Annotated in this window: 19 protein-coding genes and 1 pseudogene; 8 read left to right on the top strand and 12 right to left on the bottom strand. The window is 69.8% G+C overall.

What is annotated here, in order from left to right; genetic code table 11:
- A partial coding sequence (locus HUV06_RS04020; protein ID WP_174299985.1) for an OmpA family protein occupies positions 1-477 on the top strand: 477 nt, incomplete at its 5' end.
- Between the two features lie 684 nt (positions 478-1,161).
- Here the strand turns inward: HUV06_RS04020 and HUV06_RS04015 are convergent.
- On the bottom strand, positions 1,162-1,563 hold the full coding sequence (locus tag HUV06_RS04015; RefSeq protein WP_174299984.1) for a hypothetical protein: 402 nt from the start codon (positions 1,561-1,563) through the stop codon (positions 1,162-1,164).
- Between the two features lie 91 nt (positions 1,564-1,654).
- On the opposite strand from HUV06_RS04015, the gene HUV06_RS04010 reads away from it, so the two are divergent.
- On the top strand, positions 1,655-2,656 hold the full coding sequence (locus HUV06_RS04010) for a YafY family protein (RefSeq protein ID WP_174299983.1): 1,002 nt from the start codon (positions 1,655-1,657) through the stop codon (positions 2,654-2,656).
- A gap of 50 nt (positions 2,657-2,706) precedes the next feature.
- On the opposite strand, the gene HUV06_RS04005 is transcribed toward HUV06_RS04010, so the two are convergent.
- Together HUV06_RS04005 and HUV06_RS04000 are read right to left on the bottom strand one after the other, a co-directional pair.
- Positions 2,707-2,910 (bottom strand): hypothetical protein, encoded by a 204-nt coding sequence (locus tag HUV06_RS04005; RefSeq protein ID WP_174299982.1) that lies wholly within the window; start codon positions 2,908-2,910, stop codon positions 2,707-2,709.
- Between the two features lie 48 nt (positions 2,911-2,958).
- Positions 2,959-5,067: a transglycosylase domain-containing protein gene (locus HUV06_RS04000; RefSeq protein ID WP_254600862.1), complete on the bottom strand. Its 2,109-nt coding sequence runs from the start codon at positions 5,065-5,067 to the stop codon at positions 2,959-2,961.
- Between the two features lie 57 nt (positions 5,068-5,124).
- On the opposite strand from HUV06_RS04000, the gene HUV06_RS16185 reads away from it, so the two are divergent.
- The 3 genes from HUV06_RS16185 (at position 5,125) to HUV06_RS03985 (ending at position 7,460) form a co-directional block, all read left to right on the top strand.
- The gene (locus tag HUV06_RS16185; protein WP_256430014.1) at positions 5,125-5,583 is read left to right on the top strand and encodes a YcgN family cysteine cluster protein; all 459 of its coding nucleotides are present in this window, start codon (positions 5,125-5,127) and stop codon (positions 5,581-5,583) included.
- 135 nt (positions 5,584-5,718) lie between these two features.
- The gene (locus HUV06_RS03990) at positions 5,719-6,753 is read left to right on the top strand and encodes a hypothetical protein (RefSeq protein WP_217433628.1); all 1,035 of its coding nucleotides are present in this window, start codon (positions 5,719-5,721) and stop codon (positions 6,751-6,753) included.
- 38 nt (positions 6,754-6,791) lie between these two features.
- Positions 6,792-7,460 (top strand): Fe2+-dependent dioxygenase, encoded by a 669-nt coding sequence (locus HUV06_RS03985; RefSeq protein ID WP_174299978.1) that lies wholly within the window; start codon positions 6,792-6,794, stop codon positions 7,458-7,460.
- A 27-nt stretch (positions 7,461-7,487) separates the two neighbouring features.
- On the opposite strand, the gene HUV06_RS03980 is transcribed toward HUV06_RS03985, so the two are convergent.
- The 4 genes and pseudogenes from HUV06_RS03980 to hpnI all read right to left on the bottom strand — a co-directional run.
- On the bottom strand, positions 7,488-8,531 hold the full coding sequence (locus tag HUV06_RS03980) for a lysylphosphatidylglycerol synthase domain-containing protein (protein WP_174299977.1): 1,044 nt from the start codon (positions 8,529-8,531) through the stop codon (positions 7,488-7,490).
- Complete coding sequence (gene hpnK / locus HUV06_RS03975) at positions 8,528-9,412, bottom strand: hopanoid biosynthesis-associated protein HpnK (protein WP_174299976.1); 885 nt, start codon at positions 9,410-9,412, stop codon at positions 8,528-8,530. The genes HUV06_RS03980 and hpnK overlap by 4 nt, the downstream gene beginning before the upstream one ends.
- Before the next feature lie 21 nt (positions 9,413-9,433).
- Positions 9,434-10,870 (bottom strand): hopanoid biosynthesis associated radical SAM protein HpnJ, encoded by a 1,437-nt coding sequence (gene hpnJ, locus HUV06_RS03970; protein ID WP_174299975.1) that lies wholly within the window; start codon positions 10,868-10,870, stop codon positions 9,434-9,436.
- A gap of 58 nt (positions 10,871-10,928) precedes the next feature.
- Positions 10,929-12,050: pseudogene (gene hpnI, locus HUV06_RS16180) on the bottom strand (bacteriohopanetetrol glucosamine biosynthesis glycosyltransferase HpnI); the annotation flags it as partial.
- A 321-nt stretch (positions 12,051-12,371) separates the two neighbouring features.
- Between hpnI and HUV06_RS03965 the strand changes: the two are divergent.
- Positions 12,372-12,626: a hypothetical protein gene (locus HUV06_RS03965; protein WP_174299974.1), complete on the top strand. Its 255-nt coding sequence runs from the start codon at positions 12,372-12,374 to the stop codon at positions 12,624-12,626.
- A 7-nt stretch (positions 12,627-12,633) separates the two neighbouring features.
- Here the strand turns inward: HUV06_RS03965 and HUV06_RS16595 are convergent, their stop codons facing one another.
- Both HUV06_RS16595 and HUV06_RS16590 read right to left on the bottom strand, forming a co-directional pair.
- Positions 12,634-12,966, bottom strand: coding sequence for an LOG family protein (locus HUV06_RS16595; RefSeq protein WP_371810981.1), 333 nt, complete (start codon positions 12,964-12,966; stop codon positions 12,634-12,636).
- Positions 12,959-13,285 (bottom strand): hypothetical protein, encoded by a 327-nt coding sequence (locus tag HUV06_RS16590; protein WP_371810980.1) that lies wholly within the window; start codon positions 13,283-13,285, stop codon positions 12,959-12,961. Before HUV06_RS16590 ends, HUV06_RS16595 begins: the two co-directional genes overlap by 8 nt.
- A 96-nt stretch (positions 13,286-13,381) precedes the next feature.
- Here HUV06_RS16590 and HUV06_RS03955 point away from each other — a divergent pair, with 96 nt between their 5' ends.
- Complete coding sequence (locus tag HUV06_RS03955; RefSeq protein WP_174299973.1) at positions 13,382-14,221, top strand: hypothetical protein; 840 nt, start codon at positions 13,382-13,384, stop codon at positions 14,219-14,221.
- Here HUV06_RS03955 and HUV06_RS03950 read toward each other — a convergent pair.
- The 3 genes from HUV06_RS03950 to HUV06_RS03940 are packed head-to-tail and all read right to left on the bottom strand — an operon-like array spanning position 14,199 to position 16,074.
- A complete protein-coding gene (locus HUV06_RS03950; protein WP_174299972.1) occupies positions 14,199-14,639 on the bottom strand; it encodes a flagellar basal body protein in 441 nt (146 codons plus the stop codon). The two genes, HUV06_RS03955 and HUV06_RS03950, sit on opposite strands and share 23 nt — an antisense overlap.
- Positions 14,639-14,956: a rod-binding protein gene (locus HUV06_RS03945; RefSeq protein WP_174299971.1), complete on the bottom strand. Its 318-nt coding sequence runs from the start codon at positions 14,954-14,956 to the stop codon at positions 14,639-14,641. Before HUV06_RS03945 ends, HUV06_RS03950 begins: the two co-directional genes overlap by 1 nt.
- Entirely contained in the window at positions 14,956-16,074 is a 1,119-nt protein-coding gene (locus HUV06_RS03940) for a flagellar basal body P-ring protein FlgI (protein WP_174299970.1), read from the bottom strand. The genes HUV06_RS03945 and HUV06_RS03940 overlap by 1 nt, the downstream gene beginning before the upstream one ends.
- 232 nt (positions 16,075-16,306) lie before the next feature.
- Here HUV06_RS03940 and HUV06_RS03935 point away from each other — a divergent pair, with 232 nt between their 5' ends.
- Complete coding sequence (locus HUV06_RS03935) at positions 16,307-16,732, top strand: flagellar assembly protein FliX (RefSeq protein WP_174299969.1); 426 nt, start codon at positions 16,307-16,309, stop codon at positions 16,730-16,732.
- Positions 16,733-16,821 lie beyond the last annotated feature (89 nt).

The following is a 16,821-nucleotide window of genomic DNA, read 5'->3' as shown; positions in this document are numbered from 1 at the left end:
CCCCCGCCGGAAGCTCCTCCGCCGCCGCCGGTCGAACAAGCGCAGCCGCGTGAGTTCGTCGTGTACTTCCCCTTCGACAAGTCGGTCCTTACGAGCGACGCCCAAGCGGTTGTGCAGCAGGCGGCCCAGTACGCCCAGGCAGGCGGCGCGGCCCAGGTCACCGTGGTCGGCCACACCGACACGTCTGGCTCGGTGAAGTACAACCTGCGCCTCTCGGAGCGCCGTGCGAAGGCCGTGGCCGACGCCCTGGTGGGTCTGGGCGTGCAGCAGGGTGCGCTGAACGTCAGCTGGGTCGGCAAGACCGATCTGGCCGTGCCGACGCCGGATGGGGTGAAGGAGCCTCTGAACCGTCGCACGACCATCAACATCGTGCCGTCGCAAGCCGCGGCTCCGATGGCGCCGGCTCCCGCCGACGCCTCGGCGCCTCCGCCGCCGAGCGACGGGTCGGCTCCGCCGCCCCCGCCGCCGCAACAGTAAGCGGACCTACACTACGCCTAGGAGAGCCCGGCTTCGGCCGGGCTCTTTTTTTGTGTTTGCATTGGCCATCGGCGACTACATGGATATCCACGTCGTCGACTTGATGTAGAGTTCGCTAAAGCATTTGTGAGGCTCGGGTAGGGGCAATCGGCTGTGCGGCTGGCATCCTCTTTGGCATCGCCGCCGGCTGCAGGCCGGCGCCTCCCAGGTGCGAGATCACGCCCGACGCAGTCGCTGCCCAGAGGGCCTACCTTGACTGCGCATCTGCCGCTTCATTGAAGCTTAAGCCGTCGGGCGAGACCGCGCCGGTGGTTGCGCAAGCGGCCGTTACGCAATGCATACCCGCGCTTGATCGCTTCAGGCTGAGCCTGTCCAGCCAGCCGTGCCCGGCCGGTCCCACGACCGACGAGGTAGATCAGCTTGAGCGCTCGACCGAGCAGATGGCCGTTTCAAGCGTCGTCGAAATCCGGGCGATGGAACATAGGCCTTAACCAGTCTTCGTGTGAGGCTTTGAGGCATTGGCCGTGCCAGCCACAGCGGCCTTCGTGTCGGCTCTTAAGGTGCAGGGTTGCAGCGCAAGAGCGAGCAGCCGCACCGGATTGGTCGTCTAAAGGACCTTTCAGGAAAAGGAGGAAGGGACCTTCTGCAAGTCCGTTAGTTGGCTGGGCAGACTCGACAATGCGCTCAGGCGGCGGCGTGGAGCGTCACATTGGACATGGCGCGCAGACTGCGCTTGCGAGCGGCGGCGTAGAGGTTGGCCTGATCCAGGCCCTCGCGCCCCGCCCGCAGCGGGGCGAGATCGATGACCCGCACCATCTCGCACTCCGCCTCGTCCCAGATGATGCTGATGTCGCGGGCGCGGACGCAGGCTTCCCCCAGCAGCAGGGCCATGTCCTCGCGTGCGAGCCGGGCGGCGGTGAAGCGGAGCGTGACGCGGCCGTCGTCATGCTCCTCGCGCACGTCTGCGTACTGCAGCACGGCGGCGACCACCTGCTCCGAGGGCGGCGCGACGATGAGGGGTGCGGAGAAGAGGCTGATCGCACCCTTGGCGGCGGTGAAGGGACGGGACGGCGTCAGCTTGGCCATGGCGTGATCCTGCAAAGGTCTGAAAGCCGCTTGCCTGCGGCTGCATTCCACCCTTGACTGGCCGCTACGACAAACCTGGACGTGAGTGAGGATGCGCCACGACAAGGCCCGTGTGCTGCTGGAGCTGGCGCGGAGCTTGGCGGGCTCGGCGGAAGGCATGACGCTCGACGAGATGGCCCAGGCGGCCGGCGTCGACCGCCGCACCGCCGAACGCATGCGTGACCGCCTTCAGGACCTGTTTCCTCAGCTGGAGGCGGTGGCGGACCCGCCGACAAAACGCTTCCGCATCCCTGCGGGGCTCGATGGCTTCATGCAGGCGCCCACCGCCGACGAGCTGGCCGCCCTGGCCTCGGCCGCCAGTGAACTCGCCGCCGCGGGCGCCGTGGTCAGGTCCGCCCAGCTGCGCGCGCTGGAGACCAAGATGCTGTCCGCCCTACGCGCGCCGGCCCGCCGCCGCATCGCTCCGGACCTGGAGGCGCTGCTCCAGGCCGAGGCGATCGCGGTGCAGGCCGGCCCCCGTCCGTTCGAGGACGAGATCGTGCTCGGCGCCATCCGCGAGGCGCTGAAGGCCGGCGTGGCCCTGCGCTTCAGCTATGGCGGCGGCTCCTCGCCCGGCCGGGCGCGCGAGGTGATCCCCTACGGCCTGCTCTTCGCCCGCAGCAATTATCTGGTGGCGGCGGAAGGCGAGGGGGCGCCGCCGCGGAACTGGAGGCTGGATCGCATCTCAGACATCCACGCGCTAGGGCGGGCGGCGCATCGCCCTGATGGATTCTCGCTTCAGGCCTATGCCGACCAGAGCTTCGGCATCTACCAGGACGATACCGAGGATGTCGTCCTGCGCCTCTCGCCGCACGCCGCGGCCTCGGCGCGCAAGTGGCGCTTCCAGGTGGGCCAGAGGCTGCAGGAGGAGCCGGACGGCTCGGTGACGGTGAGCTTCCGGGCGAGCGGGATGCGCGAGCTCGCCTGGCACCTGTTCACCTGGGGCGGCGACGTCGAGATCGTGCAACCGGAGCGGCTGCGCCAGCTGCTGGTCGCCCAGCTGGAGACCGCCCTGACGGCCCACGCCGGCGCCCCTCGCGCGACGGACGACTGAGCGGCGCGCCGGGGTCCGTCCGAGCCCTGCCGTGACTCGGTCAGGCGCGTCTAGATCGACGGATCGGCGGCCGCGGCGTCGCCGTTCCGCTCTGGCTGACGCAGGTGCAGCTGTGAGGCGCGCTGCATGGCCTCCGCGCCGTCCTGCATGTGCAGCACCGCTCCGTCCCGCACGGCTTCGGCATAGAAACGGACGCCGTCGTCGAAGGCGCGGCGCACGTCAGGCGACATCCAGCTCAGATCCAGCTCTTGCATGGCGTACTCCGACCCTGCAGCCAACGCAGAAGCCTGTCGGCCGCTCCGTCAGAAGGGCGGCGGCTGGGGGACCTGCTCCCCGGGCTCGCCGTCGCGCGCGGCGTCGCCATCCCCCGCCGCCTGCCCGAAGTCATCCGCCAGACCCGAATAGAAGGCGCGGCGGGAGTCCACCGGCGGGCCGTGTCCGTCGGAACCAGGATCGGCATCCTCGCGCCCTGGGCGAGACGGCGGGGCGTCTGGCTCATCGGCCTCATCAATGTGGGCGGCGGGAGCGGCCTGCGCTTCTAGCGGCGAGGGGAGCGTCGCCTCGGGAACGGGGAATTCGCTCACCGGCAGGCCCTGGTGGGCGGCGACCATGAAGCGCCGCCATATCTCGGCCGGCAGCTCGCCGCCCGCGACCTTGGCCATGGGGCGGGAGCGGTCGTCGCCGACCCAGACGCCGGCGATCCAGTCGGGCGTGAAGCCCACGAACCAGGCGTCGCGCCAGTTCTGGCTGGTGCCGGTCTTGCCGGCGGCGGGGCGATTCAGCGCCGCCTTCTTGCCGGTGCCGTGCGCGATCACGCCCTGCATCATGCGCACCATCAGCCGGTTCTTCTGCGTGTCGAACACGGGCGTGCGGGGGCTTTCGGGATGCTGGTAGAGCACATCGCCGTGGGCGTTGGTGATGATGGTGATCAGGTAGGGCTCCACCCTGTGGCCGTCCTGCTGGAAGACCTGGTAGGCCGAGGTGAGGTCCAGCAGGTCCACCTCGTAGGCGCCCAGCGCCACCGACAGGTCCGGTTTGGCCGGGATCATGCTGAGGCCGAAGCGCTGGGCGATCTCAGCCACCTTGGGCGCGCCCACCTGATGGGCCAGCCGCACGGCCACGGTGTTGATGGAGCGGGCCAGGGCGTCCGCCACGGTGACCGCGCCTGAGAAGTGGCCGCCATAATTGGCCGGCGACCATCCGCCGAAGCGCACGGGCGAGTCGGTACGCAGGTCGTCCGGCTTGACCCCGGCTTCAAGCGCTGCGGCGTAGACGAAGGGCTTGAAGGCCGAGCCGGGCTGGCGCATCGCCTGGGTGGCCCGGTCGTAGGAGCTGGCGCGGTGGTCGCGGCCGCCGACGAGGGCGCGGATGCCGCCGTCCGGCGCCAGGGCCACCAGGGCCGCCTGGTTGGCGCCCAGCCTGCGACCCTCGGCCACGCCGTCGCGCACGACCTTCGAGGCTACGGCCTGCAAGTGCGGGTCCACGGTCAGCCGCACCACCAGGTCGGGGGCCCGGTTCTGGGCCAGGTCACGGGCGCGCGACGCCGCGAGGTCCAGCACATAGCCGAAGTCGCCGTCCGCGGGCTTTTCCGCAACGAGCACCGGCGGGTGGGCGGCGGCGTCCGCCTGCTGGGCCGGGGTGATCCAGCCGTCCGCCTGCATCTCGCCCAGAATCACCTTGGAGCGGTCGATGGCATCGTCCAGGTCGCCCTCGGGGTCGAGGCGCGACGGCGCCTTGGGCAGGGCGGCCAGCAAGGCGGCCTCCGACAGGTCGAGCCGCGACGCCGACTTGCCGAAATAGGTCTGGGCCGCCGCCTCGACACCGTAGGCGCCGTCGCCAAAATAGATGCGGTTCAGGTATAGCTCCAGGATGTCGGTCTTGGAGATGCGCCGCTCCAGGCTCCATGCCAGGATGGCCTCCTGCACCTTGCGCTTCAGCGTCTGGTCGGGGCTGAGGAAGATGTTGCGCACCACCTGCTGGGTGATGGTGGAGCCCCCCTGCACCACGTGGTGCGCGCCAAGGTTGGCCCGCATCGCCCGACCGATCCCGGTCAGGTCAAGTCCGTGATGGCTGTAAAAGCGCCGGTCCTCCGCCGCCAGGAAGGCGTTGGGCAGGTAGGCGGGCATGGCGGACAAAGCCAGCGCTTGGCCGTGGCGAGGGCCACGCACGGCCAGCAGGTTCCCGTCGCGGTCCAGGAAGGTCACGCCGGGCGGACGGTTCAGCGACCACAGGTCCGCCTTGTCCGGGATTGTCGGCAGGTCGGCGAAAGCCAGCTTCCAGGCCCACAGCCCGCCCACGCCGGCGAGCAGCAGCAGCCCGACCAGCATCGCCAGCACGGCCCTCACGCCACGTCCCAGGGATTGGCGAGGCGGGCGCCGGAGGTCTATGCGGATGGGGGGCGGCGAACTCACGCGGCGATCCTAGCCGCAAACCCCTACATTGGCGTCAAGGCGCACGCAGGAGGTGTCGTGACGGAGCCCTTCTGGCGGACCAAGACCCTCGCGCAGATGTCGCGCGACGAGTGGGAGAGCCTGTGCGACGGCTGTGGCCGGTGCTGCCTGATCCGCTTCGAGGACGAGGATAGCGGCGAGATCCTGCCTACGCGGGTGGCCTGCCGTCTGCTGGACGTGCACACCTGCGCCTGCACCGACTATGCGCGTCGCCGCCGCTACGTGCCCGACTGCATCAAGCTGACGCCTGGCAAGATCGATGAGTTGACCTGGATGCCGAGGTCCTGCGCCTACCGCCGGCTGCACGAGGGGCGGGATCTGGCCGAGTGGCATCCGCTGGTGAGCGGCGATCCCGTGAGCGTGCACCGGGCGGGGATAAGCGTCGCGGGCAAGGTGGTGTCCGAGCGCGCGTTCGAGGACGTGGAGGACGCGCTGGACTTCCCCGCGCCGGACCTGATGGAGGAGCCGGAGGGCTGACCTTCCAGGCGGGCGGCTGGGAGCTGCACCTCCTGCGAGGCGGCCGTCCCGCAGTGACCGGGCTTGCCCTGCGGGCCGCCGCCGCGCATCGGAGATGGACGCGCTGTTTGCTCCTGAGGTTCGGGATTGGCTGGAATGATGGACTTGGTGGAGGCGCTGGCGCTGACGCCCGCCTCCTTCCCCCTCGATGGGTCGCCGGACGGGAGCCGGGTCCGCCTCGTGCACCTGGATGAAGCCGCCTACGCACGGGCAAGCTTCCTGGACGGCCGGCTGATCACGCCGGGGCTGCCGTCCGTCTGGACCGATTGGGCCGCGATCGAGCAGGCGGCGCGCCGCCTGCCGACCCGCAGCCACTTCATCTTACACGTCGGCCATGTCGGCTCCACCCTGCTGTCCAGGCTCATGGGGGAGCATCCGGGCCTGTTCAGCCTGCGCGAGCCGGCCCTGCTGCGCGAGGTCGCCGCCAGCCCCCTGGGTCAGCGACTTCCCGTGCTGCTGGCCCTGTTTTCCCGGACGTGGCGGGCCGGGCAGACGGCGCTGATCAAGGCGACCAGCTTTGTGTCGGAGATCGGCCCCGACCTGCTGGACCAAACGCCGCAAAGCCGGGCGATCCTGCTGACCGCCACCCCGCCGGTCTATCTGCGCTCCATCCTGGGCGGCGAGGCCTCGCGCCGCGAGAGCCAGGCGCTTGCCTTGACCCGCCGCCAGCGTCTGGAACACCGTCTGGGGGCAGCCGCGCCTGCCACGCATACGCTTGGGGAACAGATCGCCTTGAACTGGCTGTGCGAGGCCACGGCCCTGGGCGCCGTCGCAGATGCCCATCCTTCCCGGTGCCTATGGCTCGACTTCGACCGCGTCCTGGCCGACCCTATTCCCTGGCTCGCAGCGGCGTTCAGCCACCTGCGTGTCGATCCTGACGCGCTCGATCTGACCGCCCTGACGCAGGGTCCGATCATGCACCGCTACGCCAAGGGGCCGGAGCACGCCTACGACGCCGCCCTCCGCCGACAGGTCCAGGACGAGGCGGCGCGCACCTTCGGCTTGGACGTCAGCACAGGCATGGCGTGGCTGCAGCGCGCCGCCGATGCTCTTCCGGCGGTGAGGGGCGCCCTGGGCCGTGCGGCCCTGGCGGCGCGGGCGCCGCTTGCCGCCGACCCGGAGGCCTCCTAGAGCGGTCCGCTTATGAAGCGTCTCCCGGCGATCAGTCCATGTTCCTAGAAATCCCCGACCTGCTGAGCGCGGCCGAGGTCGCCCGCCTGGTCGAGATCGCGCGCACGCGGCCGTTCATCGACGGGCGGGTCACCAATCCGCATTCCAAGGTCAAGGCCAACCTGCAGCTCGAGTACGGCGACCCGGCCTATGCGGAGTCCTCGCGCCTGATGGCCCAGGCGCTCCAGCGCAGCGAGACGTTCCGGAACGCCACGTTTCCCAAGGTTATGGCTCCGCCGATGCTGACCCGCTACCGCCACGGCCATGCCTACGGCCTGCACTCGGACGCGGCCTTCATGCCCATCGGCGAGCGCCCGCTGCGCTCGGACCTGTCCTGCACCATCTTCGTCTCGGGGTCGGAGGCCTATGAGGGGGGCGACCTCACCGTCCAGCTCGGGGCCCAGCGGGTGCGGCTGCGGGGGGCGGCGGGCTCTGCGGTTGTCTATCCCTCTGACACCCTGCACGAGGTGACGCCGGTCACGGCGGGCGAGCGCGTGGTGGGCCTGACCTTCATCGAAAGCCGCATCGCCGACGCCACCCGACGCGGCCTGCTGCACGAGCTGAACGAGGTTGCGGCGCTGGAGGGGCTGTCCATGGACTGGGACAATTTCAGCCGCCTCCAGCACGTGCAGATGGGATTGCTGCGGATGTGGGCCGACCCGAACTGACCTCGCCGGAACCTGCGGCGGCGCGCCTCAATGCGGCGTCAAGTCCGTCCGCACCAGGCGTCGCCCCTCGAGCGCCTGCCAGACCAGCAGGGTTGGAGCGCCGAGGGCGAGGTCCTTGGCGCGCCGGAGCAGGCTCAGCGCCACGCCCATCTCGCCGGACAGGCCGAAAACCTGGCCGATCAAGGCGTAGGCCGCCTCCTGTACGCCGACCGCGTTGGGCGCAACGAAGGCGGCGCTCTTGATGGCCGAGAGCAGGCTCTCGATGGCGATGACGGCGGGGATGGAGAGGGGCGCCCCCATCAGACTCAGCGCGATCCAGCTGCCCACGGCGGAGGAGATCCATCCGCCCAGGTGCAGGGCGATGCTCGCCAGAAGCCGCCACGGACGGCGGTACAGGTCGGCGATGACCTCGCGCACACCCTGCACCTGAGCGCTGGCGGCAGGGACGAAGCGTTCGACCAGGCGGTCCACAAGCCTGACGCCGCGGCGTTGAGCCCAGATCAGGCCGCCGATGGCCAGCAGGGCCAGGGCCATGGCGGCGAGGAAGCAGAGCTCGAAGGCGCGCGCTTCCGCATTGCGGGCGAGGTGCGCCGACAGCAGCGCCAGGCCCAGGCCCAGGAAGGCGATCTGGGCGACGATCTCGGTCATCAGGTCGGCGGCCAGCGATCCATAGGCCCGCGCGGGTCCCACTCCCCCCAGGATCACGCCCCGGACGCCCACCACCACCCCGCCGATGGAGGCGAAGGGCAGGATGTCCGAGGCGCTCTCACGCAGAAGCCGGCCGAAGGTGAAGGTCCACAGCCGCCGCAGCGGCTCGCCCGCCGCCAGCGTCCACCAGGCGGCGCCGGTGATGGGGAAGCAGGCCAGGCTATAGAGGACGAACAGGGCGAAGCCGCGCCAGCCGATCGCTGTAAGCGCAGAGAGCACCTTGGCGAAGCCGAACCAGCCGACGACGACGACGGCGAGCACTACCCCCAGCAGGGCGCCCACCGCCAGGCCGAGGCGGGCGGGCGTCAGGGCGCGGTGCGGGCGTCCCGGCGGCCGGGCGAGGGTGGCGGCCTCAATGCTCATGTCCAGGCCGCCGCGACGCCTGAGACATGCCGCGGCGGGCTCGTGCGGAAGTCGGCAAAGCCGCCGAGCACCGCCCCGCTGGCGGCCACGGCCTGGCGCACGCGGGGATCGGTGAGGGCGGCGAACTCCTCCGCATACCGGTAGCCGACCGCAGCGCCTTCGAAGCCGTCGGCGGTGGCGGGGTGCAGATAAATCTCGTTCAGTCCGTCAGGCAGGTTGTCGATCAGCCCGTGCAGGCGCGCCGGCGTCACCCCACCTGACCAGTGCAGCCCGAAGACATGGTCTGCGGTGCGCACGCCGGCGCGCCTGAGCCTCAGCCGCACCAGCTCCGACCAGGGCGCGGTGACATAGGCCGGGGCCACTCTGGCGCCAGGCTCGACTGCGACCAGCACGCCCCGGGGCTCGGACGGCACGCGCATGGCGTCCAGACCGAACCGGCGGCCGACCTTCAGGATCGCGCCGGCGATCGTGGGGTGCAGGTGGAAGTGCTTGTGGGTGTTGACGTGGTCCAGCGCGAGCCCCGTTGCGGCATAGGCTTCGAACTGGGCGGTGACCTCAGCCACCAGCTGGCGACGTGCGGCAGGCTTGAAGAAGATGTCGACCGCGCAGGCCACCATGTCGCGACGGAACAGGCCGTCGGCGCCGACCAGGTCGGGCAGCTCAGCGGCGGGCAGCACCGGGCGGCCCTCCACGAGCACAAGGTGCAGGCCTGTCCTCAGGTGCGGCAGGCGACGGGCGCGCGCCGCCGCGTCGGCCACCGCGCCACCACCGACCATCAGGCTTGCGGCGGTGAGGACGCCCTGCGCATGGGCCTGCTCCACGGCCTCGTTCACCTGCACCGCGACGCCGAAGTCGTCGGCGGTCACGACCAGACGCTTCATGGCCGGAGCTTCAAGGACGGCTCAGGCCGGGACGCCGGCGCCCTTCCGGTCCTTCAGGAACTCGCGGAACTCCACGCCTTCGCGCAGGCGCCGCTTCATCATGTCCGGGCTGGTCAGCATCTCGCCGACGATGGAGGCGATCTTTTTCGGGCGGAAATAGAACGCCTTGTAGAAGGTCTCCACGTTCTCGAAGATGCGCTCGTGGCTGAGGTTTGGGTAGTGCAGGGGCGCGATCTGCACGCCGTTGTCGTCCACCAGCTCGGCGTGCTCGGCGTCCAGCCAGCCGTTCTCGATGGCCTGCTTGTAGAGGAAGGTGCCGGGATAGGGGGCGGCGAGCGACACCTGGATCGTATGCGGGTTGATCTTTCGCGCCCACTCGATGGTCTCGCGGATGGTCTCCTCGCTCTCGCCGGGGAGGCCCATGATGAAGGTGCCGTGGATGGCGATGCCCAGGTCGTGGCAGTCCTTGGTGAACTTCTCGGCCACTTCGATCCGCATGCCCTTCTTGATGTTGTGCAGGATCTGCTGGTTGCCGCTCTCGTAGCCGACCAGCAGCAGGCGCAGGCCGTTCTCCTTGAACACCTCCAGCGACTTTCTGGGCACGTTGGCCTTGGCGTTGCACGACCAGGTGACGCCGAGCCTGCCCAGGCCCTTGGCGATGGCCTCCGCGCGGGGCAGGTCGTCGGTGAAGGTGTCGTCGTCGAAGAAGAACTCCTTCACCTGGGGGAAGGCCTTCTTGGACCAGGCGATCTCCTCGACCACGTTCTCCACCGAGCGGGTGCGATAGACGTGGCCGCCGACGGTCTGGGGCCACAGGCAGAAGGTGCAGCGGCTCTTGCAGCCGCGGCCGCTGTAGATCGAGATGTAGGGGTGCTTCAGATAGCCGATGAAGTAGTTCTCGATCTTCAGGTCGCGCTGGTAGATGGGCGTGACCCAGGGCAGGCTGTCCATGTCCGCTATGATGGGGCGGTCCTCGTTGTGCACGATGGCGCCGCCTTCGGTGCGGTAGCTGATGCCCTTGATCGAGGACCAGCTGTGGCCGTCCGCCACATCCTTGATGGTGAAGTCGAACTCGTTGCGCGCCACGAAGTCGATGACTTCGCCGGTCTTCAGGCTGCCGTCAGCGTCCACGGCCACCTTGGCGCCGATCATGCCGATCTTCAGGTCGGGGTTCTCGGCTTTCATGGCCTCGGCCACCTTCACGTCGCTCTTGAACGAGGGGACCGAGGTGTGGAGGACCAGGAGGTCGTACTGTTTCGCGAGGGGCAGAACCTCGGCGAGTGAGGTCTTATGCGGCGGGGCGTCGATCAGCCGGCTGGTCTCGACCAAAGCGGCTGGTTGCGCGAGCCAGGTCGGGTACCAGAACGACTTGATCTCGCGCTTGGCCTGATAGCGCGAGCCCGCCCCCCCGTCGAAGCCGTCGAAGGAAGGCGCCTGCATGAACAGGGTGCGAAGCATCAGGGAACTCCTGGGCGGGGGCCCACTCGGCAGGGCCCAAGCCCACTGGGCTTAGGGCGCCGGCCCGATCCACATTGTAACGACGGCCTCGCCAGATGACCGTCTTGCCGAACAAAGAGCATACGAATACGGCGAAGGAGAAGACGTCGCGGACCGGCAGCAGCCACAGGTTCCGCGCGCGGGCGCCCGTCGCTGCGTCCACGCGATCCACCACATAGAGGCGCGCGGCCATTACCGCCAGGAGGACCCCGACCGCGGCGGTACTGAAGCCGCAACAGAGGCATCCCAGCAACGCCCAAGCCGTGGCGTAGGTGAAGCCGTGGCCGAAGAAGCCGGCCGGGTCGATCATGCGGATGGTCCGTGACCAGCGCATCTCGTGGCGCCAAAGCTCGGCCAGGCTTGTCTCGGTGCACTGATGCACGACGGGCGTGGCCGCCACTTTGCCGATGTAGCCGGCGGCCCGGATGGCGCGGCCGAGGTCGTAGTCGTCGGCGAGCTGGTCGTTCAGCGCCCCGAACCCGCCGATCTGGGCCAGCACGTGGCGCTTGAAGGCGATGGTGGCGCCGAAGCAGGGTTCGGCCAAGTCAAGCCGCAGGCCCATGATCACGTTGGGCAGGAACTGGTAGTTGACCCCGAGTGCGGAGAGGTCGGACCAGACGCCTCGGGAGGGCTCTCCCGTATAGAGGGAGGTGACGAACCCGACACCGGGTCGATGCAGCCGCTCGACCACGTGATCCAGGTAGTCGCGCTCCACCCGGATGTCGCTGTCCGACATCACGATGATCTCGTTGGAGACCGCGCGCGCCATGTTCACGAGGTTCGAGACCTTGCGGTTCTCCCCATGGATGCGGCCGTCGACTACCAGGCCGATGTCGAGATGCGGGTAGGCCCGTTGCAGCGCGCGCACGACGGGGATGGCGCCGTCCGCGGCGTCATGGACGCCGAACACGATCTGCATCGGGCCGGCGTAGTCCTGGTTGCAGAAGCTCTCCAGGTTCTCGCGCAGACCGTCTTCAGCCCCGTGCAGCGGCTTCAGGACGGTGACGGCAGGCGCCAGGACGGCGGGGGCGCCACGCCGCGGCGCAGTGACGTGGGCGAAGGCGAGGCGGGCGGACACCAAGGCGAACACCGCACCGGCCAACGCCAGGACGAGCAGGGCCGGACCGAGGAGCGCGAACACGTCAGGCCGATCCCTTGCCGGTCACTACGGCGCGAGAGGTAATCTTTGCAATGCAGACACACCAGTGCGGCATAACTTCGCCTGTGCCACGGGCCTGAGCCGCCCACCAGACGAGATTTGCTGAGCGGATAAGTCTGCGGCAAGCGTAGCCGGACGATTTACGTCTTCGCGGGCCGGGAGGCCACAGCCAGGACTTGATTGCCCGACGGGAACGTGAATAGCTCGTCCGCGTTCACAAAGCGTTAGGGATCGCAGAAATGCGCATCCGGCTCCGAGCGTCACCGCTGCGAATCAGCGGTTGGCCGCCGTGGGGAAGTTCCCATGCTGCACTGGACGCCGGCCCGCACGGCCGCAACTATAGTAACCCCCGTCGGGGCATTCCTGGGCGACGGACCTCAGCAACGGGTCTGCATAGGCGCCTGGCGCTCCGATCATGCCCGCATGCTCGCACATGCCGCCAAGCGGCGCCGGGCGGCCGAAGGCGCCGATGGCGACTATTGGAAGGCTTGCGCGCCTGCGGCGATCGCCAAGGCTGCCGCGATCCGCATAGCCGCAGGCGTCTCGCGCCTGCCTTGAGGCACGCTCAAAGATTCTGAGCCACCACCGGCGTCGCGTCCGAAGTCGCGGTCCGGTCCAGCTCGGCCTGGATCATCGGCAGCAGCTTCTCCACGTGGTCGGCCACCCGCCACATGTCCGTCGCCCATGACGGCGTGAACCCGGCCTCCCTTGTGTGGCCGATCAGGGCGAAGAAGGGCCGCCAGAAGCCGTCTTGGTCCAGGAAGACGACGGGTTTTCGGTGCAGGCCCAGTCGCCGCCAAGACAAGACCTCAACGACCTCTTCCAGCGTGCCTATGCCGCCCGGGAAGACGGCGAAGGCGTCGGACTGCTCCAGCATGATGCGCTTGCGGTCATGCATGCCGGCCACCTTCAAGGTGGGCGCTTCGTCGTAGATCACCTCGCGGGTGCATAGGAAGTCCCGGGATCACGCCCAGCACCGCCCCGCCGCCCGCAAGCGCCGCCTTGGCCGCCGCCCCCATCAGCCCGATCCCGCCGCCGCCATAAACCAGACGCACGCGTTCGCGGGCCAGGATGCGGCCGAACTCCGCCGCCGCCTCCAGGAAGGCCGGGGCGACGGCGTTGGATGAGCCGCAGAACAGGCAGACCGACAGGCCGGGCGGCTTGACGATCAGCGGCTCCTGACGAGCCCCGGCGCCCGTCCGCCCTGCATCCACCATGTTCCGCGCCCTCCCGACAGCCTTCGGGCTTGTGGCGCCGCCCCGCGCCTGGGATGTAGCATCGCCTGCAGACCGGCGGGAGACGGGGAGGTGCGCTTGGGAAGGCTGGCGACCCGGCGAGTCGACCCCATGCGGTGGAGCGCCTTGCTGCTGGCGGGCGGCCTGGCGGCCTGCGGAGTTCGCCGCGACACGTCGCCCGGAGCCGCCACACGGCAGACGGAGTCGGGGGAGGCCAGCTACCTCGCGCCTCCTCGCGCCACAGCGGTGCGGGTAGGCGCCGACGGGGGACTGACGATATTCGGGACCGCGCCGCTCCGCTCCACGGTCCAGATCGTGTCTCCGGAGGGTGAGCAGGCGCGCGCCGGCGTCGACGCGCGCGGCGGCTGGAGCGTCCACCTGTCCGCCTCGCCCCAGCCGCGCCTCTACGCCGTTTCCGCCATGCTGGAGGGACGTACCGTCCATGCCGATGGCGCGCTTATCACCGCCCCTGGCGCGGCGGCGCCGGCGGTCACGGTGCGGGCGGGCTACGCCGCGTCGCCGCTCAGCCTGGATCAATCGACCAGGATCGCCTCAGTCGACTACGATCCCAGCGGTTTCATCGCCGTGGCCGGCGCCGCGCCGGCGCACACCCAACTCACCCTGGTGGTGGACGGCGCGCCGGCGGCGGTCGGACAGGCGGATCAGGCCGGCCGCTACGCCTTGCTGGCCGCCGACCGGCGGCTGGCCATGGGGCCGCACCAGCTGCAGGTGCGCGCGCAGGGCGCCGCGTCCGAGCGGCAGGTGACCCTGGAGCCGCCCGTCGCCCTCGCAGCCCCTTACCAGTCCTGGCCCGGACCGGACGGCTGGCGGGTGGAGTGGGGCCTGAACGGCGGTGGCGTCCAGACGACCCTGATCCTGGACCGCCAGGCGGCGCTCAGGCGCGTCGGTTCAGGGTGATGGCGGAGCCGTCGCCGGACAAGGCGCGGGCCCGGGGACCGTAGCCGGCCGCAGGCGCGCGGCGGCGGGCGACCTCCTGGGCGACCGCGTGGATCAGCCCCTCGGTCACGGTCTTGGCGGCGTACACAGAGCGGCCGTGCCGGGCCAGCACCTTATCGAAGGCCTGCGTCGCCTCCACCAGCCGCTGGCGCTTGACCCGAGGTGCGCCTGCGATCATGCGGGGGTCGGCTTTCAGCCGGGCGGACTCCCGCCGGTAGAGGGTGGCGAGCTCGGTGGACCTGGCGGTGAGCGTGGCGGCGTCCTGAGGGCGGCGCGCCTCGAACAGGCGGGTCTGCTCGGCCAGCAGCGCTGACAGCCGCTCGGTGAGCGCCACCAGCTGGTCGACATGGTCGCCGGGGTCGGCGGAGGCCAGGGTCATCAGCTCAGACCCTGCATCTTCAGCATTTCGGCCGTCACCGACTTCGCCAGGCCTATGCCGCCATGGCTGGCCATCGACTTGCCCATGGCGTCGGTCATGAACGAGCGGAAGGCCGATTCGCCTGCGCCGCCGCCGAAGGGCTCCGACACGTCGGTCCCCTCGAACATCTGGCCGAACATGGAGGACAGGAACGAGGCTTCGAAGCTCTGGGCGGTCTTCTCCACCCGGGCCCGCTGGGCCGGCGTGGCGGGGCGCAGGCCGGAGCTGGGTGTGGCGCCCGAGGCGGCGGCGCTGGTGTAGGTGGAGACGGCGGTCATCACATCACCTCGATGTCGGCCTGCAGGGCGCCGGCGGTCTTGATCGCCTGCAGGATCGAGATCATGTCGCGGGGCGTGACGCCCAGCGTGTTCAGCCCCTTCACCAGGGCGGCGAGCGACGCGCCGGACCGCAGCATGATGAGGTGGCGGCCCTTCTGCTCGTTGAAGCCGACCTCGCTCCTGGGGACCACCGTCGTCGCGCCCCGCGACAGGGGCGTCGGTTGGCTGACCTGGGGCGTCTCCTGCACCGAGATGGTCAGGTTGCCCTGGGCGATGGCGATGGTGGAGATGCGCACGTCGTCGCCCATCACCACCACCCCGTTCACCTCGTCGATCACCACCTTGGCCGGGACGTCCGGGTCCACCTCCAGTTGCTCCACCGAAGTCACGAAGTTGACGATGTTCTCGCCCTTGGGCGGCGTCAGGGTGACGATGGTGGGGTTGTCCGGGCTCGCCGTCCCGGGGAAGCGGGCGTTCACCGCCTTGGCGATCCGCTCGGAGGTGGTGAAGTCAGGGTTGTGCAGGGTCAGCCGCAGGCTGGCCATCTTGGAGAAGTCGAAGCCGATCTCGCGCTCCACCGACGCGCCTGAGGCGATGCGGCCCGAGGTCGGCACGCCGCGGGTGACGGAGGAGCCGGACGCGCCCGACGCCGAGATGGCGCCGGTCTGCACGGTGCCCTGCGCCACCGCATAGACCTCCCCGTCGGCGCCCAGCAGGGGCGTGACCAGCAGGGTGCCGCCGAGCAGGCTCTTGGAGTCGCCCATGGCCGAGACCGTCACGTCGATCTGGGAGCCGGAGGCGGAGAAGGCCGGCAGGCTGGCGGTGACCATCACTGCGGCCACGTCCTTGGTGTCGATGTTGGTGGTGTTGCGGGTGTTCACCCCCAGCCGCTCCAGCATCGACTGCAGGCTCTGCTGGGTGAAGGGCGCGTTGCGCAGGCTGTCGCCTGTGCCGTTAAGCCCGACCACCAGCCCATAGCCCACCAGCTTGTTCTCCCGCACACCCTCGAAGGAGACGACGTCCTTGATGCGCGAGGTGGCGCCGGCGGGGACGGCCACCGCGCCGAGCGCTACGGCCAAGCCCAGCAGGGTCGCCGCCAGTCGGCTGAAAATCGACATTCCCGAAGCCATTTCCGCCACACGTACATCAAGGCCGCCAAGCGGCCGTCCGACATCCCCTGCGACAGTCGTGCCAGGAAGCTCACCGCCATTTCCCCTTCCGGGCTTGGGTCGAGCAACGGATCGGATCAGGCGGCGGGCAAATGCTGCCGGGCGCGTTAACCCTATCCAAATCAACAACGGCAAGAGTCGCCCCAGGTCGTTTGAGGGCCCGGAAGCGGGCGCGCCAGGCATGAAGGTCAACGGTTCCCCCAGCGCCTCCCCTACGGCCGGACGCACGGCCGGCCGCCCCGTCGCGGACGGGTTTGCGCCTGCGACCGAAGAGGCCGGCTCGGCCGCAACCACCACCCGGGCTTTCTCCGCCGGCCCGGTGGGCTCGCTGGAGGCGCTGCTCGCCCTTCAGGAGACCTCCAGCCCGCTGGAGCGCCGCCGCAAGGCGGTACGCCGCGCCGGCCGCATCCTGGACGCCCTGGATGACCTGCGCGTCGCCGTCCTCGACCCGGAGGGCCTGGACGGCGTCGCCCTGCAGCGCCTGCAGGGCGCCGTGCGCGAGGCCCGCGCCGAGACCGGGGACGGCGTCCTGGAAGACGTGCTTGAAGAGATCGAGGTTCGCGCGGCCGTCGAGATGGCCAAGCGCGAGACGAGAGCTGAGGCCTGACGAATGGTCGCACGGCGCACGTCTCGGGCGAGCTTCGTTTGCACAGATCAAGCACTCCAGCTATACGCCGCGCCACAAAGTGGCCCAAT

The sequence above is a fragment of the Caulobacter sp. S45 genome (assembly GCF_903642205.1).
Lineage (GTDB): Bacteria > Pseudomonadota > Alphaproteobacteria > Caulobacterales > Caulobacteraceae > CAHJWH01.
This window is presented reverse-complemented; position numbering and strand designations above follow the sequence as displayed.

Coding starts and splice junctions, on each gene's coding strand:
- HUV06_RS16590 (WP_371810980.1), bottom strand. CDS start 13,285: ATGGTGGATGCAGGGCGGACGGGCGCCGGGGCTCGTCAGGAGCCGCTG.
- HUV06_RS03950 (WP_174299972.1), bottom strand. CDS start 14,639: ATGACCCTGGCCTCCGCCGACCCCGGCGACCATGTCGACCAGCTGGTG.
- HUV06_RS03985 (WP_174299978.1), top strand. CDS start 6,792: ATGTTCCTAGAAATCCCCGACCTGCTGAGCGCGGCCGAGGTCGCCCGC.
- HUV06_RS03990 (WP_217433628.1), top strand. CDS start 5,719: ATGATGGACTTGGTGGAGGCGCTGGCGCTGACGCCCGCCTCCTTCCCC.
- HUV06_RS03945 (WP_174299971.1), bottom strand. CDS start 14,956: ATGACCGCCGTCTCCACCTACACCAGCGCCGCCGCCTCGGGCGCCACA.
- HUV06_RS16595 (WP_371810981.1), bottom strand. CDS start 12,966: ATGCATGACCGCAAGCGCATCATGCTGGAGCAGTCCGACGCCTTCGCC.
- HUV06_RS03980 (WP_174299977.1), bottom strand. CDS start 8,531: ATGAGCATTGAGGCCGCCACCCTCGCCCGGCCGCCGGGACGCCCGCAC.
- HUV06_RS03940 (WP_174299970.1), bottom strand. CDS start 16,074: ATGTCGATTTTCAGCCGACTGGCGGCGACCCTGCTGGGCTTGGCCGTA.
- hpnJ (WP_174299975.1), bottom strand. CDS start 10,870: ATGCTTCGCACCCTGTTCATGCAGGCGCCTTCCTTCGACGGCTTCGAC.
- HUV06_RS03965 (WP_174299974.1), top strand. CDS start 12,372: ATGCTGCACTGGACGCCGGCCCGCACGGCCGCAACTATAGTAACCCCC.
- HUV06_RS04015 (WP_174299984.1), bottom strand. CDS start 1,563: ATGGCCAAGCTGACGCCGTCCCGTCCCTTCACCGCCGCCAAGGGTGCG.
- HUV06_RS04005 (WP_174299982.1), bottom strand. CDS start 2,910: ATGCAAGAGCTGGATCTGAGCTGGATGTCGCCTGACGTGCGCCGCGCC.
- HUV06_RS03935 (WP_174299969.1), top strand. CDS start 16,307: ATGAAGGTCAACGGTTCCCCCAGCGCCTCCCCTACGGCCGGACGCACG.
- hpnK (WP_174299976.1), bottom strand. CDS start 9,412: ATGAAGCGTCTGGTCGTGACCGCCGACGACTTCGGCGTCGCGGTGCAG.
- HUV06_RS04010 (WP_174299983.1), top strand. CDS start 1,655: ATGCGCCACGACAAGGCCCGTGTGCTGCTGGAGCTGGCGCGGAGCTTG.